The 23,144-nt window shown below is 70.2% G+C and carries 13 protein-coding genes; all 13 read right to left on the bottom strand.

Annotated features, from left to right (window positions below):
- Window positions 1–2: 2 nt before the first annotated feature.
- The 13 genes from POL67_RS02490 to POL67_RS02430 all read right to left on the bottom strand — a co-directional run bounded on the left by POL67_RS02490 (window position 3) and on the right by POL67_RS02430 (window position 23,089).
- On the bottom strand, window positions 3–2,792 hold the full coding sequence (locus tag POL67_RS02490) for a serine/threonine-protein kinase (protein ID WP_271930713.1): 2,790 nt from the start codon (window positions 2,790–2,792) through the stop codon (window positions 3–5).
- A 5-nt stretch (window positions 2,793–2,797) separates the two neighbouring features.
- Window positions 2,798–3,427: an RNA polymerase sigma factor gene (locus POL67_RS02485; protein WP_271915143.1), complete on the bottom strand. Its 630-nt coding sequence runs from the start codon at window positions 3,425–3,427 to the stop codon at window positions 2,798–2,800.
- 103 nt (window positions 3,428–3,530) lie between these two features.
- A complete protein-coding gene (locus POL67_RS02480; RefSeq protein ID WP_271915142.1) occupies window positions 3,531–4,499 on the bottom strand; it encodes a formylglycine-generating enzyme family protein in 969 nt (322 codons plus the stop codon).
- Between the two features lie 117 nt (window positions 4,500–4,616).
- On the bottom strand, window positions 4,617–6,077 hold the full coding sequence (locus tag POL67_RS02475; protein WP_271915140.1) for a hypothetical protein: 1,461 nt from the start codon (window positions 6,075–6,077) through the stop codon (window positions 4,617–4,619).
- An 84-nt stretch (window positions 6,078–6,161) separates the two neighbouring features.
- Window positions 6,162–7,064 carry a hypothetical protein gene (locus POL67_RS02470; RefSeq protein WP_271915138.1) on the bottom strand — a complete coding sequence of 301 codons (903 nt, stop codon included), beginning with the start codon at window positions 7,062–7,064 and terminating at the stop codon, window positions 6,162–6,164.
- A gap of 43 nt (window positions 7,065–7,107) precedes the next feature.
- On the bottom strand, window positions 7,108–8,742 hold the full coding sequence (locus tag POL67_RS02465) for a PP2C family protein-serine/threonine phosphatase (protein ID WP_271915136.1): 1,635 nt from the start codon (window positions 8,740–8,742) through the stop codon (window positions 7,108–7,110).
- Window positions 8,743–8,829: 87 nt separating this feature from the next.
- Window positions 8,830–11,556, bottom strand: coding sequence for a serine/threonine-protein kinase (locus tag POL67_RS02460; RefSeq protein WP_271915135.1), 2,727 nt, complete (start codon window positions 11,554–11,556; stop codon window positions 8,830–8,832).
- Between the two features lie 56 nt (window positions 11,557–11,612).
- Window positions 11,613–14,210, bottom strand: coding sequence for a serine/threonine-protein kinase (locus POL67_RS02455; RefSeq protein ID WP_271915134.1), 2,598 nt, complete (start codon window positions 14,208–14,210; stop codon window positions 11,613–11,615).
- Window positions 14,211–14,213: 3 nt separating this feature from the next.
- Window positions 14,214–16,946 (bottom strand): protein kinase domain-containing protein, encoded by a 2,733-nt coding sequence (locus tag POL67_RS02450; protein ID WP_271915133.1) that lies wholly within the window; start codon window positions 16,944–16,946, stop codon window positions 14,214–14,216.
- Between the two features lie 51 nt (window positions 16,947–16,997).
- A complete protein-coding gene (locus POL67_RS02445; RefSeq protein WP_271915131.1) occupies window positions 16,998–17,795 on the bottom strand; it encodes an SAM-dependent methyltransferase in 798 nt (265 codons plus the stop codon).
- A gap of 40 nt (window positions 17,796–17,835) precedes the next feature.
- Window positions 17,836–20,775 (bottom strand): protein kinase domain-containing protein, encoded by a 2,940-nt coding sequence (locus tag POL67_RS02440; protein WP_271915129.1) that lies wholly within the window; start codon window positions 20,773–20,775, stop codon window positions 17,836–17,838.
- A 160-nt stretch (window positions 20,776–20,935) separates the two neighbouring features.
- Window positions 20,936–21,166, bottom strand: coding sequence for a hypothetical protein (locus tag POL67_RS02435; protein WP_271915128.1), 231 nt, complete (start codon window positions 21,164–21,166; stop codon window positions 20,936–20,938).
- Between the two features lie 171 nt (window positions 21,167–21,337).
- Window positions 21,338–23,089 carry an acyl-CoA mutase large subunit family protein gene (locus tag POL67_RS02430; protein WP_271915127.1) on the bottom strand — a complete coding sequence of 584 codons (1,752 nt, stop codon included), beginning with the start codon at window positions 23,087–23,089 and terminating at the stop codon, window positions 21,338–21,340.
- Window positions 23,090–23,144: the final 55 nt, after the last annotated feature.

Genomic DNA, 23,144 nt, shown 5'->3' with positions numbered 1-23,144 from the left:
GGCTAGGCGCGTGGCATTCCTTCGAGCGCCTCCTCCACCGAGAGCACATCCATCCGATCCCGTCGCCGATCCACAGGGACGAGCACGACGAGCCTGTCGACGTCGTCCCTCCCCCACGTGACCGGCACCCCGGCCGCCACGAGGAGCGCGAGCGCCTGCACGCCCACGCCGGGGATCGGGCACGTCCGCGCAGCCTCGACGAGGGCCTGCACCTCGGCCCCCGGCAAATCGCCGCCGTGCACGAGGAAGAGGCCCGCGGAGAGCAGCGCGCCGACACGCTCCTGCAAAGGCCGCCACACGCGGTAGGCCCGGCCGCCGAGGTCACGCGCGAGGGCGCGATCCCCCGCGCGGTGGGCGACCGCGGCCTCGGTCAGGCACACGAGCGCTTCGAGATCCGAGCCGCCCACGAGCGGCGTCGCCTCGACGAGCTCATGGTCCACGGGCCCGCCATCGAGCACGCCCATCCGGTACGCGACCGATCGGAGGATCCACTCGGCCCGGCCCGCGCAAACGGCATGGCGGCAGTGCCGCGCGAGGGCGAGCGCCTCCTCGGCCGTGGCCTTCGCCTCCTCGAAACGAAACGCTTCGAGCAGCGCCGAGGCCCCGAAGAGCAGCGCCCACAACCGCGCCACGGGCCACGCCTCGCCCGCCGCCGCGGCCAGATGACACGCCGCCGCCTCGTCGAAGCGCCCTTGCCGATACCGCAGCCGTCCGAGCCAGCTCGCCGCGCGCGCCTGCGCGACGCGATCCCCGCCGGCCTCGGCCCACGCCGCGACCTCGGCGATCGTCGCCTCCTCGGCCGCGAGCGCCCCGCGCCGCGCCGCGAGCACCCGCACGCCCTGCCGCCGCAGCTCGAGCGACGGATCCGTGAACGGCAGCACCTCGGCCGCCGCCACGAGCACGCGGGAGGTCCAGGGCCCGGCCGCGAGCGCCGCGCGCACGAGCGCCGCGAGGTGCGCGAGCGCCGGATCGTCGGCCGCGCCGGGCCGGCAAAGCTCGTAGAGCACCCGATCGAGCGCGGTCGACGTGTTCTCCGCGAGCGCGATCTCCACCCACGACGCGAAGAGCCGCGCCCAATCCTCGCGCGACGCTTGCGGATTCTGCCGGAGCATCCGCAGGCCCTCCGTGAGCAGGAGCGTCGCCCGCGTGGTGCGCCCCTCGGCCGCGAGCCGTTGCGAGGCCCGCACGACCTCCCGCGTCACGTCGGCCGCGCTCTCCCGATCGTCGACCGCGCCCTTGAGCAGATGCATCAGCCGGCCCGGCGCGCCGAGCGGCAAGGCCGCGGCGAGCGCCCGATGCGCGCGCTGCTGCGCCTCGACCGTCCAGAGCTCCTCCACATCCGGCCAGATCGCCGGGAGGAACTTCCCCTCGGGCAGCGGGCGCAAGACCTCCGCGCGCACGAGCTCATCGAGCTCGACCTCGACGTCCTCCGGATCGTCGTCGCGCGCCTCGGCCAGCACGCCCACGTCCGCATGCGGGAACGCGAGCGCCACCCACGCGACGAGGTCCCACTGCCGCGGCGTCAGGTGGAGCCGCATCGCGCCCGTGTCGTCGTGTGTCGCGACCACGAGCCCCGCTTCGAGCACCTCGATCGCCTCGCGATCCACGGCCACGCGCTCGCCGTCCCAGCGCGCCAGGCCCGCGCGCACCCACGCTTCGAGCTCCCGCGCGACGAGCGCAGGCTCGCCCGCGGTGCGCGCGAAGAGCACCCGGGCGGCGTCCTCTTGCAGATAAAGCAGGCGGTTCGGACCGGAGAACAAGGCCTGGAGCGCCGCGACCGTGCGCGGCGGCTGCCGATCCCGCGGGATCAGGATCGGGCGGAGCGGCGGCGGGACGCTGCTCGAACGTGTCGAGGGGATGAGGCGATCGCGCAGCCGCACCACGACCTCCGCCGCCGAGCGTGGTCGATCCGCGGGGTTCGTGGCGATGAGCTGATCGAGCACGAGCGCCACCTCGAAGGGCAGGTGCGGGACGAGCGTGCGCAGGTTCGGCGCGGGCTCGTTCAAGCGCGAAAGGATGAACGCGCACATGTCGCGCTTCTCATGGGGGACGCGCCCCGTGAGCGCGAGGTACGCCATGATTCCGACGGCGTAGAGATCGGTGCGCGCCGTGGCGCGTTGCTCGCGGAACTGCTCGGGCGCGATGTACGAAAGGGTGCCGACGATCTGCCCCGCGTCCGTGATCGGATCCGGCGACGCGGCGGACGGCGACGAGAGGCCGAAATCGAGGACCACGGGGCGCTTGTCCGGCCCCACGAGCACGTTGTCGGGCTTGAGATCGCGATGGACGATGCCCACGGCGTGGATCCGCGCGAGCGTCTCCAGCAGGCGAACGAGGACGGGCTCGAGCTCCTCCCAGGAGCAAGGGACGCTCACGCCGGGGAAGGGGCGGCCCATGATGCGCTCGGTCACGAGGAAGGGGCTGTCGCCTTGGAGGCCCTCGTCGACGAGGCGCACCACGCCGGGCAGGCGCAAAAGCCGCAGCACCGCGATCTCTCGTTGCGCGCGCGCCGCGCAGGTCGCCGACACCGCGCGCAGCACCTTCAGCGCGACCCGCTCGCCCGTGAGCGTGTCCTCCGCCTCCCACACCGCGCCTTGCCCGCCGCTGCCGAGAAGCGATACGAGCACGTACCGATCCGCGACGCGGTTGCCCGCTTTCTCCTCGCGCTTGCGGGGCACGGGCACGTCGTCGATGCGCGCGACCTCGCGCAGGAACGAGTCGTCTGTCGCGTCGGACGACGAAGGGCTCCCCGCGAGCGTGGCCTCCAGCCAGGCGAAGCTCTGCGACGACATCGTGCTCACCCGTCCTCGTCGAGCAGGCCCTCGCGGCGGGCCATCTCGCGCAGCCGGTCCTTCAGGAGCTGGAACTTCTTGCGCAGCCTCGCCCCCTCGCGGCGTCTGTCCTCGGCCGAGAGGGGCGGCTCGTCCTCGCCGCGCAGCACCACGGCGAGTTCGTCCCAGGGCAGCTTGCGGTCCACGCGGAGCATGAGCAGCTCCTGGTCTTCCTCGGGGAGCGAGGCGCGCAGCGCGGCGAGGCGGCTGCGAATCGTCGTCCGCAGGTACGAGGCCGTGCGCTCGCGAACCTCCTCCATCACGCCCGAGAGCTCGGCGCTGTCGAGCTCGCCCTCGCGCTTGCGCCTGCGCGCCGCGTCCCTGCGGAAGCGAACCGAGGCCCTTCGCGCGACGGCGTAGGCGAAGGTGCGGAAGGAGGCATGGCCCTCGAAGCGCTGGAGCCCCTGCCAGAGCGCCTCGCCGAAGCGGGCGAAGACCTCCTCGGCGTCGCTCTCGTCGCGGTGCATGGCTGCGACGAACGCGTAGATCTCGGGCCCGTACGTCGCGAGCACGGTCGTCGCGACGCCCCTCAGGTCTCCTCTGGCAAGGCGGGTCCCGAGCTCACGCTCGAGATCGCCCCGATCCTCCGCGGTCATGGTGACGTGGTCCCGGAGCCCGAACGCCGAGCCGACGTCGTGCCCTCAGTCCATCCTACACCATGGGGCGGTTCTCCGATCGCCCATGTCCCCGGGCGAGGCGCTAGCCCTTCGCGTCCCTCGCGCACCGGAACCCGCTCATCACCATCCTGTAGCGCGCCGGGTGATGGACGCGGTTCGTGGAGCGGAGCCCCGTCGCGTGATAGTTGAATCCGCCGCCGCGCAGGACCCGCTCGCATTCGGTCGGGATCTTGTTCGACCCGGTAAAACCCTGCTGGCGCTTCCGGCGAAGCTCCGCGTAGGCTTCGAGGGTCTCCTCGCACGTCCCGCCGCGCCCCTCGGAGGCGCCGGCGCGCTTGTACGCGAATGGATCGTAGATGTCCTCGGCCCACTCCCACACGTTGCCGGCGAGGTCGTGGTGCCCGTACGGTCCCCGCCCCGCGGGGTGTGTCCCGACATCCGCCGTGACGCTGACCGCGAAGACGGCGCGCTCGGGCCCGGGCGGCGAGTGGCCCCATGGGTACAGCCGACCGTTCTCGCCGCGCGCCGCCTTTTCGAGCTCCGCCTCGCGCGGGAGGCGCTTGCCCACGAATGCGCAATAGGCGCGCGCGCTGTCCCAGGAGACGCTGCTCACGGGCTGCTTCGGCCCCCGGAACCGTTTGTCCGGGCCGACGCCATTGCGATCTGCGTTGCTCGGCTCGGGCGGCGGGCAGACCTTCGCCTCGATGCAGCGGGCGTAGTCGCTGTTCGTCACCTCGAACTCGTCGAGGTAATACGCCGGCAGCGTCACGGTGTGCGCGGGCCATTCGTCGGCCTCGCCTCCGCTGTCGGCGCCCATCGTGAAAGGCCCCGCGGGCACGAGGATCATGCCGTCCACGCGGGCCGGAAGCGCGCTCGTCTCCGGGGGCGCGGGTGGAGGGGAAGGCTCCACCGGCGCGGGTGGCGCGGGTTTTTTGGGTTCGAGCGGCGGCGGCGCGGCGATCGACGGCGGATTCGGGACGACCGGCAGCGGCGCGGGCGGCGGCGCGGAGGGCCCGACCTCGGGCGTGGGCCCCCGGCTCGAGCAAGCCATCGTGAGCAGAAGGGCCCCGAAGAGAAGGGGCCTATGGAGGGATCGAATCATCACGGGCAGCGGCGGGTCACGACGTTGACACGAGGATTGGAAGGCAAGGCCTGCAGGGCGTCAACTTCAATACGTCTGCGGGAGCGGGAATCGCTCGATCGAGGCGCCTCCCACGGGCGCAGCGTTCACGTGGTAAAGGTAGTTGTCCCGCGCGAGGGCGATCCGGCCGCTCTTCGCGCCCTTCGCGAACATACCGAGATCCGTGCCGAATCCATCGAGGTCGTGGATCTCGCCGCCGAAAAGCGAGACATAGACGTGGCCGGTGAACGGATCCCGCGCGAGGCTCGTGATGTCCGCCGGCAGGGCCGCGAAGGGCGTCGTCGCGCCGGTGTTCACGTCGAGGAGCACGATCTCCTTCGTCGCGAGCGCGACGAGCAGGCGGCTCCCATCGTAGGGCGACGCGGCGTAGACGCGGGCCGGCAGGGTGGCGACGAGGCCCTTCGTGCCATCGACGAGGTCGACGGTGTGGAAATCGCCGTCCGCATCGACATTGCCCACGTAAAGCTTCTTCCGGAGGCCCCAGGTGAGGCCCTGCGGGCCGGTGTCGAGGTAACCACTCTTGAAGGGGCCCGCGCCGGTCGTGATCTTCGCGCTCGGGATGACGAGCGGCAAAGCATTCGTCATCTGGTCGAAGAACGCGACGCCCTGCGGTGTGCCTTGACAACCGCAGTTCGCACAGCAGTTGTACGTGAGCCCGACCTCGGTGACGTCGCCGCCGAACGTGCCGTCCTGGCCCTGGAGCGCAGCGACCTCGCCCATGTTGAGGTTCGTGACGCCCTGGACCGTGGAGACCTGGCCGGTGGTGCTGACCTTGCGCAGGTAATCGGGTCCGCTGATGACGGTGACGCCCCAGGCATTGCAGGCGAGGTCGAAGTCGATGTCGACGAGGCCATTCACGAACGCCGACGCGTTGAGCTGTTCGAGCGTGGCGCCGGTGCAGCTCGGCGCAGGGCGCTCGCAGGGGCACGCGACGCCACGACAAACCGTGCCGGTGCACTTGATGCCCGCGCAAGGCAGGGACGCGACGCAGGTATTCGTGGCAGCGTCGCAGGTGGTGCCGGGGCCGCAGGTCGAGGCACCACAAGGGACGAGCGGGCCGGTGACGACGCAGCCGGCGTCGGGCGCGACGCAGGCGCCGGGGTCTTTGTCGCTGACGTTGCAGACGGTGTCCTGCGCGCAAGGGTTCGCCTCGGGATGGCCACAGTCGGCCGCGCAAGCGCCCGCAGCGCAGACCTCGCCGGGCCCCGCGCAAAGGGAGGCGTCTTCGTCGATGGCGCCGTCGCAATCGTCGTCGAGCCCGTTGCAAACCTCGTCCGTGCAAGCGACGCCGCCGGCGCCGGTGCCCGAGGAGGACGAACCACCCCCGACGCCACCCGCGCCGCCCATGCCGCCCGCGCCGCCGGCCGACGAGGACGACGACGCCGAGGATGCGCCGGACCCCGAGGACGAGGCGACGTCACTGCTACAACCGGACGCGGCGAGGGAGACGGCGAGGGTGAACGGCGCGGCGAAATGGAAAAGGCGCATGGGCGTAGGTGCTCCCAGGGAAAACGCCCACGATCGTACCGCGCGAAGCCGCGGCGCCACAAGGCGCATGAGCGGCGCGCGCCTTCAGCGCAAAAGCTCTTCCGGCACGAACCCGTATTCGGTCTTCTTCTCGGCCGGGCTCGACTTCCACTTGAAGACGGCGTCGTTGCGCAGGAGCATCACGCAGCACACGCCCATGGCCGCCACGAGCGGGACGAAGCCGAGCACGTTGCTCACCCACGAGCGCTGCAAGGCCTCGGCGTCCCGCACGACGTCGATGACGTCCGGGTGCTCCGCGAGCAGCTTGTTCCAGAGCGCCCCGTGCACGCGCTCCGCGTCGGCCCGCATCGGCCCCACCGAGAGCGACGCGTCGATGCAGGCGAGCGTGAACGCCGCTTCGAGATACTCCCGATCCCGCATCGACGGCTCGAGCGCGACCACCCGATACCCCGCCTTCACGGGCCCGCCCTTGCGGTAGTTCGAGCCCGTCATCACCGCCGTCGCGCGCTCCTCCAGGAAATCACGCAGCTTCTGCGCGATGGCGCCGCGCATGTCCTCGTCGAGGATCGACGGGTGCACGGGGTGCCCGAGGAAACGCGCGTAAAGGAGGCGCTGCGCCTTCTCCTCACGGCTCAGGCGGCCGATCATGGAGAACGCCGCCGTGGTCACCCCCGCGCAGGCGAGCACGAGGCCCGCGCCGACATAGGCCGTCGGCACCTTCGAGGTGCCCGCCACGACGAGGCCCGGGAGGAGCGAGAAGAGCGTGGCCGCGATGCCGTACGCGCGGAGATACCCCGTCGCGACGCTCTTCCAGTTCATCTTGATGTGCACGACCTTGTGCGTGTCGGCCGCGCCCTCGGCCACGACGATGTGCGAACGCACGGGGTAGATCGGCAAGAACTGGAGGAAGGCAAACGTCGTCGCGACGTAGGTGCTGCCTACCTGCTCGACCTTGCCGTAGAGGCGTTTCCCACCAACCCAGAGCACGCTCGAAGGCTACCCGCGCCTTCCGCGTTTTTCAACGCCTCGATCAGCGCCGGTTGCGCTTTCCCGTGGCCTGCACAATCGGCTCGATCACGCGGTACTGGCCCGTGGGGAAGTCGCGGCGTGTCGGATTGCGGCGGAGCGCGAGCAAGGTGATGTCGTCGAACTGCGCGGCGCCCCCGATGTGGTGGCGAAGCGCGGCCACGACGTCGCCGAGCATGGTCGTGACGGAAGGCGCGCCGCCGCGCAGGATCGAGAGGAGTTTTTCCTCGCTGAACGAGCGCTCGGACGGGTCGAGCGCGTCGCTCACGCCGTCCGTGAAGGCCACGAGAGAATCGCCGGGGAGCAGCGTGATCTGGCCCATCTCGAATTCGACGTCCCGGATGGCGCCGAGCGCGGGGCCCGTCGATTCGAGGCGGATCTCCTCGCCGGTCGCGCCGAGGACGATCGGCGCGTCGTGCCCGCAATTGACATAGGAGAGCTCGCCGCTCTCCGGGTCGAGGACCCCGAAAAAGAGGGTCGTGAACATGGCCGTGCGGCCGTGGTTCTCGGCGAGGTAATCGTTCGTCTCGGTGATGGCCGCGAGAACCGCGGTCCGATCGGCCGCCCGGAGCGCGAAAGCGCGGAGCAGGCCGCGGACGAGGGACATGAAGAGCGCGGCACCGACGCCCTTGTCGCAGACGTCGGCGATCGCGACGGCGAACTCCCCGGAGGCGAGCTGAAAGACGTCGTAGAAATCGCCCGAGAGCTGGCGCGCCGGCAAGAACCGGGAGGCGATCTGCCAGCCGGGCAAGGAGGGCAGCTCGCGCGGGAGGAACTCGGATTGAAGGACGCGGCCGATCTGCATCTCGCGCTCGACGGCCGCGAGGCCATTCTCGGCGCGCTCGCGGGCCACGGCGAGCTCCTTGTAAAGGCCTTCGAGCTCGAGGAGGCGTTGCTTGAGCGCCTCGTCGGTCTGCCCGAAGAGCTTGGCATTGTGGATCGCGATCGCGGCCTGCCCCGCGAACGCCTCCAGCAAATCGAGCTTCGCTTGCGAGAACTGCCCGGTGAAGGCGCGGTTGTCCACGTACAGGACGCCGATCACCTTGCCCCGGATGCGCAAGGGCGCGGCCATGATGCTCGTGAGCCGGAACATCGCCACGCTGCGCTGGAGCGCGAATCGCTCGTCCGTCTGCGCATTGCTCGTGAGGACGCTGCGCTCGCTCTTCAAGACCTCCTCGACCACGGAGCTCGAATACGCAAACTCCATGCTCCGAATGGTGTCCTGGTCGAGGTTCCGCGCGACCTGGACGTCGAGCTTGCCGTATTGGTCGACGAGGACGAGGTAGCCACGCTCGGCCTTCGTCAACTCGATCACGGAGTCCATGCACTGGTTCAGCACGGTCTTGAGGTCGAGCGAGGAGGTGATGGCCTTGCCGACCTCGAAGAGCGCCGCCTGCGCCTCGCGCGACATGGCGCCCTCCTGCTCGCGCCGCTCCGCATCGAGGCTCGTGCGAAAGGTGGAGAGCTGCGTGATCAGGCCGTCGATCTCGCCCGGCAGATCCCGCGCGAGATCACCGCCGCGCTCGCGCAGGACGCTTGCGGCGCGGGCAAGGTCGAGCTGGAGCCGCGTGGCGTCGCGGAGGATGCGCTCGAGGTCCGAGGCGTTCGGCTCATCGGGGGCTCTTCGGGTGGCGGTCATGACCTCTCGGGGGCAGCTCGAAGGGGAAAGCGCATCTTACGTGGCAAGCCGGCGCGCGCCTACCATCCCGCGCGACGCCGCGGAACGTCAGCCAGCGTTCGGATTCGAACCCCGCGGCGAACGGGGCCCTGCGAGCCCCCCGTCCGCGAGAAAACCGCAGCCGAGGCCCTTCGCCCGCTTCTCCACGTCCCGCGCCGTGACCGATTCTTTCGGATTGCTCCACCGGGAAAGGACGGCGCGATACGCGCTGCAAGCGCCGGGTTTGTCGCCCTTCGCCTCGCGCGCGATGCCGAGGCGCGCCTGCTGGTGGACGTACCACCTCGACTGCCAGGGGTTGGGGCAGACCTGCGCGGCCTTCTCGAGGTAGGGCAGCGCTTCGATCTCCTTGCCGACGAGGAGGCGCATATGGCCGAGCGAGCCCGTCCATACCGCCTCGCTCGTGTCGAGCTCGCCGGACGGGAGCCGCATGTACTCTTCCTCCTTCGCGAGGGCCTCCTGCGCGAGCTCGGACGAATACGCCGGCCAGGCATACGCCGCGTCCCAGGCCACCCGCCGTCCCCCGGGCGTCGAGACATTCTGCTTCGCGAGCCACGCGGACCGCGCCGCCTCGTATTCCGCGCGCGATTCCTTGCCGGCGCGGAGCCGGAGCGAATGCATGAACACGGTGGGGTCGAGGATGTGGCCGCCGATGAACTGCCCCGTCCGGAGCGCGCTCTTCGCGAGGAACTCGTCCGCGACCTGGGCCGCTCCCTCGATGTCCCCGAGCTCCAAGCGCGCGAACGTCCGCAGGTGATACACGGCGATCTCATCCTGCGGCATGGGCGGGGTCAGGGACATCAACGAATCCGCGGCGCGTGCCCCGGTCGTGAACTCGCCGAACGCCATCGCGCGGCGGGCCACGAGATCCTCGGCTTGCCAGGGATGACCCGTCGCCCGGAAGCGCCGCTCCGCCTGGTCGAGCGCCGCGCGGACGGCCGCCTCGGGCTCGCCTGCGCCATACAGAGCGCCGCCGAGCATCAAGTGGGGCTTCGGCGAGGAAGGCTCCTTGGCCATCCACCGCCGCGCCGTCTCGGCCGCGACATCACACTGGCCGAGCGACGAGACGATCTTGATCTTGTCATTGAGGCAATCGACCGCGCCGGCCGAGACCTCGACGCATTTTTCGAGCGCGACGAGCGCCTCCGCGCTCCGGCGGAGGGGCAAAAGCGCGTATTGCTGCGTCTGCCAGCAATCGGCGTATTGCGGGTCGAGCTCGACGCAGCGCCGCGCGAGCGCGAGGACCTTCTCCGATTGGGAGGCCTTCGTGGATTCGAGGAGCTGGCGCGCATACCAGAAGACGATCTCCGCGTCGCCGGGCCATTTCGCGACCATGGCCTCGAACCTGCGGGCCGACGTCGCGCAATCGCTCGGGTCGTTCTGGAGCATCGGCTCGAGCGCGTCGAGGAACGCCTGGTCGCGCTCGGTGAGCGAGCTGCGGAGGCCGATCGCCTTGCGAAACGCCTCGCGGGCCGCGTTGATGTCGAACGAGGCCTCGAGCGCCGCAAACCGGAGGTGCGCCGCGGCCATGCCCGGATCGGCCTTGCGCGCCCGCTCGAACGCGGCAATCGCCGTGTCCCAGGTGGCGTCCCGGATCGCCTGGAGCCCCTCGCGAAACGCAAGCCGCGCTTCCGCGTTTTCCGTGGGCGGAAGGGGCAAATCGGTGACGGCCGTGGGCGCGGGGCCGGCCGGCACGACCGCCGAGGACGGCGCCGAAGCATTCACGTCGGCCGGGGCTTTGCGGAGGGCAACCACGGCGCCGCCCGCGGCGAGGAGGGCGACGACAGGCGCCACGAACATCCAGGGCTTGCGCGACGCCGAAGGGGGCGGGAGCGAGGCAACGACCGGCGCGCGGGTGTCGCCGGTGGAGGAGACGAGGACGACATTGCGGCGGCTCGTGATGGTCCGCGTGTCCTCCGCGGTGACGAACACGTGGAGGTTCTGCGCGACCTCGTCCATCGAGGCGAACCGCGCCTCGGGCTCCTTCGCGAGGGCGCGCGCGAGGATCTGCCAGACGCCGTCGGGCACGGTCGTGATCGGGGGCGGTTCGTCGCTCAGGATCGACGCCATGAGGCTGACCGCGCCTTTGTCGGAGCGAAACGGGATCTTGCCGGCGAGCAATTCGTAGGCGAGGACGCCCCACGCGAACTGATCGGCCCGCGCGTCGATCTCCTCGCCGCGGAGCTGTTCGGGCGCCATGTACGCCGGGGTGCCGACGAGCGCGCCCTCGGCCGTCATCGTGGCGAGCGCGCCGTCGGCCGTGGGTCCGAGGGGATCGGCGCTCGTCCGCGCGAGCTTGCGGGCGATCCCGAAATCGAGGACCTTCACGGCGCCGTCGCCGCGAACGACGACGTTCTCGGGTTTGACATCGCGGTGCACGAGGCCCGCCTGATGCGCAGCCGAAAGGGCCCGCGCGATCTCCAGGAGGAGGCGCAAGCGCGTGCCGAGGGGTTCGTCCCCGCCCACGAGGGCCCGCAAAGGGCGCCCCTCGACGAGCTCCATCGCGATGAACGGCGCGCCGTCATGCTCGCCGACGTCGTAGATGGCGACGATGCCCGGATGGGAGAGCGCCGCGACCGCGCGCGCCTCACGGAGCATACGCGCGACCGCGCGGCCCCAGGTCTCGCTGTCGGCTTCGTCGCCCTTGCGCAGCACCTTGAGCGCGATTCTGCGGCGGAGGCGGGTGTCCTCGGCGCGATACACCTCGCCCATGCCACCCTCGCCCAAGAGCGACTCGATGACGTAGCGGTCGAACGACTCCCCCGGCGAGAAACGCATGACGGGAACATCGTAGCCCGTCCGCGGGCTCCCGCCCAGGGACGATGGCGCGTTCGTCAGGGTCTACGCCGGGGCGCGCAGCCGAGCGCCTTGGCCCGACGAGCCGCGTCGCGCGCCGAGATCGAGTCCTTCGCCGCGCCCCACCGCGAGAGGACGCTCTGATACGCCGCGCACGCGAGGTCCTTTTCGCCCCGCGTTTCACGCGCGACACCGATGCGAACCTGGTTCTGCAGATAGCTGACCGGATCCATCAACATGGCGCAATGGCTCGAAGCCTGGACGAGGTCCGGCAGGGCCGCGTCCATCTCGCCCGCGAGGAACCGGACTTTTCCACGAAGCGCGGCAGCATAAAGGCCACGATAAAAAGGGACGTCCTCGGGACGCGTGGCGAAACGCGGCAACACGGCGAGCGCCTCGCGCGCGTCATCGGGCGTGATTGCAGGCAGGGCATACCCGGCGTACCAGGCGAAGGCGGCTTCGCCCTGCTCGGCGCAGCGGTGGAGCCAGGCGTCGCGATGCGCAGCGCGGTCGTCCGTCGAGAGCAGGCCCGCGCGATGGGCGACAGCGTAAAACAACGGGTCGGGGTCGACGAGGCATCCCTCGACGGTGGAGCGGAGCGAGGCCGTCTGGCGCGCGAGGAAGTCCGAGGCGACGCGGCCTGCGTCCGCGGTGCGCCCGAGCTCGAGCAAAAGAAAGATATGCTTGGCCGTGGGGCTGGCCCCGTGATCGGTGTCGCCAACGTTGCTCGTCTGCTGCGCGGCCAGGAGCGCGGACTCGAAATCACCCGTGCCCGCGGCGAACCCGAAATCGAGCGTGAGGGCCTCGACCTGGAAACCCGAGAGGCGGAGCTTTTGCGTCGCCACATCAACGACAGCACGGACGGCGGCGTTCTCGCGGCCCTGTCCATACAGCGCGGACGCGAGATACCCATGCGCCCGGCCGAGATCGGGCTCGCGCGCGATCCAGTTCCGCGCGACCTCTTCGAGGCCCACGCAGCGGCCCGACAGGATCTCCACGGTGGCCCGGTCGAACATGCAGTCGCCCGCGGTGGGAGCGATCTCGACGCACCGATCGAGCGCGCGCCTCGCGTCCTCGGGCCGACTGAGGGCGAGGAGCGCGCGGGCCTGGGTTTGCCAGCAATCGGCGTATCGATCGTCGAGCACGAGGCAACGCTCGGTGAGCGCGAGGACCTCGGCCGGGGTGTGGTGGACGAACGGGAAAAACTGCCAGTACACGAGCTCGGCGTCGCCCGGATACCGGGCCGATAGGTTCCCGATGCGACGGCGCATCTCGGTGAGGTCGGGCGGATCGCGCTGCAAAAAGGGTTCGAGCGCGTCGAGCATCGCGTGATCACGCTCGCCGAGCGAGGACCGCAAAAGGAAAGCGACCCGGTAAGCCTCGCGCGAGGGGTCGAGGTCATCCGAGTCGATCGCGACCATCGCGTAACGGAGATGCGCGAGCGCGAGCGAGGGATCAGCCTTGCGGGCGCGATCGAAGGCGAGGCGCGCCGTCGACCAGGAGGCGTCACGCACGGCCTGGACCCCCTCGCGATACGCGACGAGCGCCTCGGGTTTGTCCGTGCTCGGGAGCGGGAGATCGGTGATCGCGACCTTGACCGGCAGCACGGCCGACGCAAAAAGCAAGGCCGGCGCAGGATCGGCAGGTTTTTCCCGGTGAAACACGATCCACGCGACAGCGGCGAGCGCGGCGAGGACGGCGACGAGGGCGAACACGCGGGCCGCGGAAACACGGGGAGCGGCAGGCGAGGGCGGCGCGGGGAGCGGGGCGGGCTCGGGTTCGATCGAGAGGAGCGCGAGCTCGTCGGCGAGCGCGGCCATCGAGGGGAATCGATCGGCGGGGTCTTTCGCGAGCGCGCGCCGGACGATGTCACGGACGCCCTCGGGCGCGCGGGTCATCGGCTTGGGCTCGTCGGCGAGGATCGAGCTGATGAGGGCCGCAGGGCCCTTGTCCACGCGGAACGGCAGCTCGCCCTCGAAAAGCTCATGGGCGACGACGCCAAAACCAAACTGATCGGCGCGCGCGTCGAGGGCCTCGCCCGTGAGCTGCTCGGGCGCCGTATACGCCGGGGTGCCCTGGAACATGGACTCGGCGGGCTCGACCTCGAGCGTACGCGCGCCGGGATCGGTCTCGCGATCGAGCCCGCGCGCGATGCCGAAGTCGAGCACCTTCACGGCGCCCGCCTTGCTCACGACGATGTTCTCGGGTTTGACGTCGCGGTGCACGACGCCGGCCTGGTGAGCCGCGTCGAGCGCGCGCGCGACGTCGTGGAGGATCTGGATCTTCCAGGCGTCGGGCGCGTCCTTTCCGACGAGCGCGCGCAAGGGTTCGCCCTCGGCGATCTCCATGGCGATGAACGCCGTGCCGTCGAGCTCGCCGACGTCGTAGATCGCCACGATGCCGGCATGCGAGAGCGCCGCGGCCGCGCGCGCCTCGCGGAGCATGCGCGAGGACTCGTGGGCCCACGCGTCTTCGGAGAGCTCGGTGTCCTTGCGCAGGACCTTCAGCGCGACCCTGCGACCGAGGCGCGTGTCGAGGGCGCGATACACTTCGCCCATGCCGCCCTCGCCGAGGAGGGATTCGACGACGTACCGGCCGAGCACCTCGCCGCTGGCGAATCGCGTGGACTCCGCCATGCGTCAGCCGGCCTTTGCCTCGCAACCAAGCGCTTTTACATGCGCGCGGGCCTCGGCCGCCGTGCGCGAGGCGCGCGCCCCACCCCAGCGCGCGAGGACACGACCAAACGCGTCACACGCGCCCGAGCGATCGCCGAGGGCCTGGCGGACGAGGCCGAGCTGGTGGAGGCTCTTCGTGTGGCGCATGTGCTGCGTCGGCAGCATGGGCTCGATGAGGCCGCTGCACGAGACGGTCGCCGCCGTGAGGTGCGGAAGCGCGGCGGCGGGGTTGCCCGCGAGCCAATACGTTTGGCCGAGCGCGCTGTCGAGGATGAGGCCGAGGTGAAGGGAGAAGCTCCGCTCCTTGCTGAGGGCCTCGGTCGGCATCACCGCGAGCGCGGCCTTGGCTTCGCCTTCGTCGCGGGCGACGAGCGCGTACCCGGAGATCCAGACGCCTATCCGAAGCGTGGGATCCGGATGGCTCTTGGCCCAGGCCGCGCGCTCGGCCTCGTACACGTCCCGCGTGACGAGCCCCGCGGCGAGCTCGGCACGCAAGAGACGTACGGCAAAGTCCCCGCTCAGGGGATCGGCGATCAACGCGCCACGGCGCGCGATGTAGCTCTGCGCCTCGCGGCCCGCGTCGGCGTCGCGGCCCATTTCCTGGAGCACCTGGATGAGCATGTTGGCCGCCCAGCCGTGCGCGCTCACGGCAGGATCGTTGGCGACGAGGCGCTGATGGTCGCGGAGCATGCGCTCGGCTTGCTCGAACCTGCCCGTGGCGATCTCGTGCAGAATGAGCTGCTTGCTGGCCTCGGCTTCGAGCCCCTGCGCGCGGAATTGCGCCGCCGCGGTCTCGACGGCGGTCTTCACGGCAGCCGCGGGCGCGCCGCGCGCGTAAAGCGCGCCCGCGAGCTGCATGTGCGCGGCCGGCGCGGGGCTGACCTTGGCGATCCATTCACGCGCCCCGGCCTCGACGACCGAACACCGGCCGAGCGCGAGGTTTGTGTCGCCTCGATCCATGAGGCAATCGGAGGCGGCCGGGGTCGCCTCGATACAGCGCTCGAGCGCCGCGAGGCCCTCCTCGATGTGCCCGGTGCGACGGATGAGCAGGCGCGCCCGGCCCTGCAAGCAATCGCCATAAAGGGGATCGAGCTCCAGGCAACGATCGATGCGCGGCAGGACGTCGGAAGGCGGCAGATAGCCGAGCTCGTACATCGAAGCGAGGTTCGCGAGCTCGGCGTTGCCGGGGAATCGAGCGGAGGCGAGCGCGAGGCGCCGGGCGGTCTCGGGGATATCGCTCGGCGTGCCCTGAATCAGGGGCTCGTGGGCGTCGAGGAGGGCCTGGTCATGGGCGTCGAGCGTCGCGCGCCCCAGGACCGCGCGACGAAAATGCTCGCGCCCCGTCGTGACATCCGCGTCCCAAATGAGGATGGCCATGCGCAGCCAGGCCGACGTGAGCCCCGGATCGGCCTGCGTGGCGCGCGCGAAGGCGGCATAGGCCGTCCTCCAGGCCCCGTCGCGCAACCCCTGGAGCCCCTCGCGATACGCCGCGCGCGCCTCTTCATTGGCGAACTTCGGCAAAGGCAGCGCGGTGACGATCGTCGGGACGGGCGTGAGGGAGGTCCGCGCGAGCACGGGCGGCGGCGCGGTCCTGGCCTTGCGGGCGAAGACGAACCCCGCGGCCGCGACGCCCAGCGTGACGATGGCGGCGAGGCCGAGAAAGCGGCGCGAGCGCGCGGGCGCGCGTGGGGTCGTCACCGGCGTGCGATTCGTGGCGGCGCGGCGCGCGGGCGAGCGCGTCGTCGTGCTGCGGGAGGGGGTGCTCGCCTTCGGAGGAGGCGGCTCTCGCACGGAGGGACGCGCGGCGTTCGCAGGCCCGTCCCTTCTCCGCAGGAGCGTGGTGATCGGCGTGGCGAAGGGCGCGAGCGCCGTGACGATGTCGTCCATCGAGGCGTGGCGATCGGCGGGCTCCTTGGCGAGCGCGCGAAAAACGACGGCCTCGATCTCGGGAGGCACGTCGTTCATCGGCGGCGGCTCGTCGCTCAGGATCGAGGCGATGAGGCTCACGGGCCCGCGATCCAAACGGAACGGCAGTTTGCCCGCGAGGAGCTCGTACGCGGTGACGCCCCAGGCGAATTGATCGACCCGCGCGTCGATGGGATCCCCCTTCACTTGCTCGGGCGCCATGTACGCGGGGGTGCCGACGAACGAGCCATCCCCGGTGCGCGTGGCGAAATCGTCGGGCCCGTCGTACGCCGCGATCTCCTCGTCGGTGCGCCGCGCGATGCCGAAATCGAGGACCTTGATGGCGCCGTCTTCGCGGATCATCACGTTCTCGGGCTTGACGTCGCGGTGCACGAGCCCGGCGCGATGCGCGACGGAGAGGACCTGCGCGACCGCGGAGAGCAGGGTGATCTTTTCGCCGAGCGGCGCATCCGCGTGCACGAGGTCGCGCAGGAGCTTGCCTTGCACGAGCTCCATCGCGATGAAAGGCGCGCCCTCGTGCTCGCCGACGTCGTAGACCGCGACGATGCCGGGATCATTCAAAGCCGCGGCGATCCGGGCCTCGCGGAGCATGCGGCGCACCTGTCGGGCCCAGCTCTCGCTCCCGCCTTGGATGTCGCGCCGAAGCACCTTGAGCGCGACGCTGCGGCCGAGGCGCGTATCCTGCACGCGATACACCTCGCCCATGCCGCCTTCGCCGAGGAGCGCTTCGACGACGTACCGATCGAACCTTTCTCCAGGGGAAAGGGGCATGGCGCAGAGGGTAGCGCGAAGGTGCCTTCGCAGGAAGGAGGCCGGGCAAATTCAGCGCGCGAGGGCCGCGCGTTCGATGCCGAGCGCGGCGCACGTCTCCTCGTCGAGCACGTCGCGCCGGGCCGGGGGCACGTAAAGCGTGGTCGAGGGCGTGAGTTCGGCATCGGCGAGTTTGCCGAGCGCGATTCGCTCGATGCGCGGGGGGCAATTGATGAAGACCGCGGCCTCGTAGAGGGTGACCTCGTGGTCCTCGGGGTAATGCTGGAGCAGGCGATCGACGAGCACGTGAATCCATTGGCCGCGGTTGCCCTCGGGCCGGTACGTCGCGTCGCCGAACATGCCGACCTGCCAGAGGATCAACCCCGACGTGGGGTCGACGGACTTCTTGTACAGGACGAACCGCGTGGCCTCGTGGCTGTTGCAGCCGGGGTTCGCGGGGTCGACGCCGAGATCGGCGAAGAGGCAATCCTCGGCGGAGACGGCCGGGAACATCGTGGCCTCGAAGCCCTCGGCGCGCGCCCGGCGAATGGCCTCGTGCGTGGGGAAGGCGAAGACGCCCGGGTGGCCGTACGCCGCGCAGCACGTGCGATGGCCGTCGCGGACGGCGCTCATGATCCGCTCGACCATGGCGTCGTACGCCTCCCGGCGATTGCGGCCGAGCCGGTAAAACCGGCCGAGCGACTCCGCGGCGGGCTGAATCTGCTTGATGACCTGCTCGCCGACGAGATCGGCGATGATGTAAAAGACTTTCGTGGAGGTCTTGAGCCTTGCAATGGTATCGCCGGTGAGCTGACCGACCGTCCGGATGCCGGTGCCCACGACGACGAGCGTACCTTTTTCTTTGATCATGCGGCCTGATGCCTCCCGTGGCATGCGCCGGGCTCGTGCCTCATTCGACGCATTTCAACGCTTTTGCCCGGGCCACGGCGCCCTGGGCCGTGACCGAGCCCTTCGCGCGCCCCCAGCGATCGAGCACGGCTCGATACGCGGAGCACGCGCCTTGTTTGTCGTTTCGCTGCTCGCGCGCGACGCCGAGGCGATACGTCGCGACGGTGTGGAGAATGGGCTCGTCGAGGGCCGTGCAGGAGCGGGCGGCCACTTCGAGGTGCGGCAAGGCGCGCTCGACGTCGCCGGCCAGGTAATGGACGCCGCCGAGCCACATCTCCACCCGCGGCGCCATTTGCGCATAAAAGGTCGCCGGCTGGAGCGCGGGCTGCGCCGCGAGCGCCTCCCGCGCCTGGGCCTCCGTTCGTGCAGGCATGGCGTACCCGACGAACCAGATCGAGGCCTGCTTCATGTCGTTCGTGCTGCTCGCGAAGCTGCTCTCCCACGAGGCGCGCGCCAGGGTGAATTGCACGGCGTCGAACCCGCCCCCCCGCCGCTTCGCTTCGAGGAACGCGACCGTCGGATCCCACCAGATCGACCGGACGACCGGCTGCGTCCACGCCGAGCGTTGCGCGAGAAATCGATCGGCCACCTCGGCCGCGCGTTTGTCCTGGCCGAGCTCCCCATAAAGCTGGACGAGCGCGAGGGCCGGGACGATGTGCTTCTCCTCCAGGGATTCGTCGGCGATGTCTTGTTCGAGCTCGCGCGCGATGCGCTCGGCGGCCTCGAAGTCGCCGGAGATGACCGCATGATGAATGCGCAGCCGGCCGGCCTCCTCGATGCGCCCCTGATCCCGGAATTTCCTCGCCGCCTGCTCGACGGCCGCCTTCACGGCGGGGCCTTGCTGCCCGCCGGCCTGCAGGGCCCCGGCGAGCTCGTTGTGGGCGATCGCCGAGCTCGGATCCTTGGTGATCCATTGCCGCACGTCCGCTTCGAGCATGTCGCACTGCCCGAGATACTTCCGCGCGAGGACCCGCTCGCGCAGGCAATCCACCGCCGCCGGCACGAGCTCGACGCAACGATCGAGCGCCGAGAGCGCCTCCCGCTCCTTTCCGATCCGGAAGAGCGAAAACGACCGTGCATGCCAGCAATCCGCGTATTTCGGATCGAGCTCGAGGCATCGGTCGGTCAGCGTGAGGAGCCGCGAGGGCTCGGCGCGCATCTGCAGCGACACCAGCAAATTGACGAGCTCGGCGTCCCGCGGATATCGGTTCGAGGCGTCCTCGATCCGCTTGACCGTCTCGTTCACGTCCGGAGGATCTCGCTGGAGGAGGGGTTCGAGCGCGTCGAGGAGGACCTGATCCCGCTCCGTCATCGTGCTCCGGAGCTGCACGGCGCGCTGGAAGGCGAGCCGCGTGCTCGCCGTGTCGGTGAGGAACCGCTCGATGAGCGCGAGGCGCAGATACGCCGCGCCAAACCCATTGTCGGCCTTCGTCGCGCGCTCGAACGCCCCCCGCGCGAACTCCCAGGACGCGTCCCGCAAGGCCTGCAAACCCTCCCGAAACGCGGCGATCGCTGCAGGGTTCGACGATCCCGAAATGGGCAGCTCCGTGATCGGCGTGGGCGCAGGCAGGGGCGCCATCGTGGCCACGGGCGGGGGCGCAACTTTCTTCCGATACCAGAAGGTCCCCCACACCGCCGCGGCCACGACCCATATCGCGCCGAGGCCCAACATCGACCAGCGCGGCCACCGCCGCCCGAGCTTCGGCGGAGCCGCCGTCGCCAGGGCCGGCGATTCGAGTGTGGTCATCGCCGCCGTCGTGGTCTTCCCCGCATGGCTGGACATCTCCACGCGCACGACGGGCGCGGGCGGCGCCGGCGTGAGGCGCCCGGCCTTGTCGAGGTCCGGCGAGCGCATCGTGTGCGTGGCAGGCGTGGCGCGCGCGGGTGGCGGCGCGGACTCCGACTTCGTCGCGATCGCGACCCTGGACATCCTCGGCCCGAGCGGCAGCACGCGCGCGTTCGGCGCCACGTCCTCGGGCGCCAGGGTCTCCGGCTGCGCGGAGTCGGGCCCGGGGATCACGACGTCGTGCAGGCCGCCCGCGTGCTCGGACGCGACATAAGGCGCGAGCGCGTCGACCACGAGATCCATCGAGGAGAAGCGGTCGACTTTGCGCTTCGCGACCGTGCGCTTGAGGACACGCTCGATCACCGACGGCACGAGGCCGTCGAGCGACGGGGGCTCGTCCTGCAAGATGGACGAGAGCAGCTTGATGCCTTCGAGGTTCGCGCCGAAGGGCACGCGGCCCGTGATGAGCTCGTACGCGAGCACGCCCCAACCGAACTGATCCGTCCGCGCGTCGACCGGATCTCCCGTGAGCTGCTCGGGCGACATATACGCCGGGGTGCCGACCATGACGCCTTCGCTCGTGACCGTGTCGGCGCTGCGTAGCGACCCGATCTTGTTCCCGATCTCCGTGCCGCGCTGGGTGGAGGCGGCCTCGTCGGCGTCGAGGCGCACGCGCCGGGCGATGCCGAAGTCGAGGACCTTGATGGCGCCGTCCTCGCGCAGCATCACGTTTTCCGGCTTCACGTCGCGGTGGACGAGGCCCGCGCGGTGGGCGGCGGAGAGGGCGCGGGCCACGTCGAGCAGCCACCCGAGCCGCGTGGAGATCGAGGCGCCGCCGCCGATCAAGCGCCGGAGCGAGAGGCCCTCGATGAGCTCCATCGCGAGGTAGGGCAGATTCTCTGCCTCGCCGATGTCGTAGATGGAGACGGTGTTCGGGTGGTTCAGCGCCGCGGCGGCCCGGGCCTCGCGGAGCATGCGGACGAGGGCGCGTTGCCAGCCCTCGGGATCGGCCGCGGCGTCCTTGCGCAGGACCTTCAGCGCGACACGGCGCTGCAGGCGGACGTCGCGCGCTTGATACACCTCGCCCATGCCCCCCTCGCCGAGGAGCGCTTCGATCACGTACCGGTCGAAGGTATCGCCCGGGCGCAGGCGCATGGCGTCATGCTAACCCGGTGCGGCCGGGTTCGCTAAGAACATGCTGAGCGGCAAATTTTCGACAGGCAGCAGCGCACGCAAGCTCACCTGCGGGCGTACGGAATGCGGCGAGACGCCCGAGAGCCCTCCGTGACGAACGAGGGGCCCTCGCCGGCGTGGCTCAAAACAAGACGGCGAGAACCGGGCAGTTCCACGGGGCCGAGGCGGGTCCTCCGCGCTCCGTGCAAAGCCAGTCGGACATCAACGCGGGGTTCGCGCTCTGAACGACGAGGCGCTCTTCCTCACCCAGGTTCACCCGCTTCATCAACGCCTCGGGATCCTGGAGGAACGCGGCCAAATGGGACGGATCGAGGGCCATATCGGCCAAAAACCGACCAAGAGAAGCTTCCATGGGAGGCTCCGAATGTCGTGCGGCTCTGAATCGACGATGACTCCATCGCCCAATTCGAGTGGGACGACAGGCCGGCAGTGGTCTTAGTTTACGTAGGAATGCTCGCTCGGGGCAAGCATTTTCTTCTCTGGTGGGATCGTTCGGGTTCGCGGCCCGGGGCCCAGGGCCCGCTCAGAACTCGGCGGGATCGGAGTGCGTGCCCATCACTTCGCGCAGGACGTCGCAGATCTCCTGCTCGGTGCAGTAGGCCTTCGCGGCGGCGATGATCGGGGGCATGAGGTTCGACGTGCCCCGCGCAGCCTCGCGCACGGCCGCGAGCGCCTCGCGCACGGCCGAAGCATCACGGCTCGCCTTCACCTTGGCGAGGTTCTCGCATTGCGTGCGCTGCACCGCCTCGTCGATCTTGAGGAGCGGGATGTTCTTCTCCTCCGACGCGACGAACTTGTTCACGCCCACGATCACGCGCTGATCGTCCTCCACCTCGCGCTGGAAGCGGTAGGCCGAGGCCGCGATCTCGCGCTGCGGATACCCCTTCTCCACGGCCGCGACCATGCCGCCCATCTCGTCGATGCGGCGGATGTAGTCGAGCGCCTCGGCCTCCAGCTTGTCGGTCAACCATTCCACGTGATAGCTGCCGCCGAGCGGGTCGATCGTGTTCGCGACGCCGCTCTCGTGCGCGATGATCTGCTGCGTCCGCAGCGCGATCGTGACCGATTCCTCCGTGGGAAGCGCGTACGTCTCGTCGAGCGAGTTCGTGTGCAGCGATTGCGTGCCCCCGAGGACGGCCGCGAGCGCCTGCAGCGCGACGCGCACGACGTTGTTGTACGGCTGCTGCGCCGTGAGCGAGACGCCCGCCGTCTGCGCGTGCGTGCGGAGCTTGAGGCTCTCGGCCTTGCGCGCGCCGTACCGCTCGCGCATGAAGCGCGCCCACATACGCCGTGCCGCGCGGAACTTCGCGATCTCCTCGAAGAAATCGTTGTGCACGTCGAAGAAGAAGCTGAGGCGCGGGGCGAAGTCGTCGACGTCGAGCCCACGCGTGATGGCGCTCTCGACGTAGGCGAGGCCGTCCGCGATCGTGAAGGCGAGCTCCTGGGCGGCCGTCGCGCCGGCCTCGCGGATGTGATAGCCGCTGATCGAGACGCTGTTCCAGCGCGGGACCTCGCGCGCGCAGAACTCGATCATGTCGGTCACGATGCGCATCGCGGGCCGCGGCCCGACGACCCAGGCGTGCTGCGCGATGAACTCCTTCAGGCAGTCGTTCTGCACCGTGCCGCCGATCTTGTCGCGCGGGATGCCGCGTTTGTCGGCGAGCGCGATGTAGAACGCGAGCAGCACGATCGCCGGCCCGTTGATGGTCATCGAGGTCGTGACCTTGTCGAGCGGGATCCCGTCGAAGAGGACCTCCATGTCGCGCAACGTGTCGACCGCGACGCCGCACATGCCGACTTCGCCGAGCGAGCGCGGCGAATCGGAGTCGTATCCCATCAAGGTCGGGAAATCGAAGGCGGTCGAGAGGCCTGTCTGGCCCTCGGCGAGCAGGTACTTGAAGCGCTGGTTCGTCTGCTCGGGCGTACCGAACCCGGCGAACATGCGCATCGTCCAGAGCTTGCCGCGGTACATCGTCGGCTGGACGCCGCGCGTGAACGGGTACTCGCCGGGCAGGCCGAGGTCGCCCTTGTAGTGGACGCGCTTGTCGGCCGGCGTGGCGACGTCGAGGACCTCGAGGCCGCTCCAGGTGGTGAACTTTTCCAGGCGCGGGCGCACCTTGCGCTCGGCCTCGGCGACGGGGCCGATGCGCCATGCCGCGATCGCCACACGGAGCGCGCGCAAGCCCTCGTCGTCGAGCCCCAGGCTCTCCCCACCGCCGCCGTTCGTGAAGCGCCGCTCGTCGGCGTCGAGCGTGCGTGCGTCGTCGTGTGCCATCGATCGCGAACCTCGCGGGCGGAAATGTAGCGCGCGGAAGACCGGCCTGTCTTCT

The organism is Polyangium mundeleinium, assembly GCF_028369105.1.
GTDB lineage: Bacteria > Myxococcota_A > Polyangia > Polyangiales > Polyangiaceae > Polyangium > Polyangium mundeleinium.
Note: the sequence above shows the minus strand (reverse complement) of the source record. Positions and strands in the feature narration are given on the sequence as shown.

Coding starts and splice junctions, on each gene's coding strand:
- POL67_RS02490 (WP_271930713.1), bottom strand. CDS start 2,792: ATGTCGTCGCAGAGCTTCGCCTGGCTGGAGGCCACGCTCGCGGGGAGC.
- POL67_RS02485 (WP_271915143.1), bottom strand. CDS start 3,427: ATGACCGCGGAGGATCGGGGCGATCTCGAGCGTGAGCTCGGGACCCGC.
- POL67_RS02480 (WP_271915142.1), bottom strand. CDS start 4,499: ATGGCTTGCTCGAGCCGGGGGCCCACGCCCGAGGTCGGGCCCTCCGCG.
- POL67_RS02475 (WP_271915140.1), bottom strand. CDS start 6,077: ATGCGCCTTTTCCATTTCGCCGCGCCGTTCACCCTCGCCGTCTCCCTC.
- POL67_RS02465 (WP_271915136.1), bottom strand. CDS start 8,742: ATGACCGCCACCCGAAGAGCCCCCGATGAGCCGAACGCCTCGGACCTC.
- POL67_RS02460 (WP_271915135.1), bottom strand. CDS start 11,556: ATGCGTTTCTCGCCGGGGGAGTCGTTCGACCGCTACGTCATCGAGTCG.
- POL67_RS02455 (WP_271915134.1), bottom strand. CDS start 14,210: ATGGCGGAGTCCACGCGATTCGCCAGCGGCGAGGTGCTCGGCCGGTAC.
- POL67_RS02450 (WP_271915133.1), bottom strand. CDS start 16,946: ATGCCCCTTTCCCCTGGAGAAAGGTTCGATCGGTACGTCGTCGAAGCG.
- POL67_RS02445 (WP_271915131.1), bottom strand. CDS start 17,795: ATGATCAAAGAAAAAGGTACGCTCGTCGTCGTGGGCACCGGCATCCGG.
- POL67_RS02440 (WP_271915129.1), bottom strand. CDS start 20,775: ATGCGCCTGCGCCCGGGCGATACCTTCGACCGGTACGTGATCGAAGCG.
- POL67_RS02435 (WP_271915128.1), bottom strand. CDS start 21,166: ATGGAAGCTTCTCTTGGTCGGTTTTTGGCCGATATGGCCCTCGATCCG.
- POL67_RS02430 (WP_271915127.1), bottom strand. CDS start 23,089: ATGGCACACGACGACGCACGCACGCTCGACGCCGACGAGCGGCGCTTC.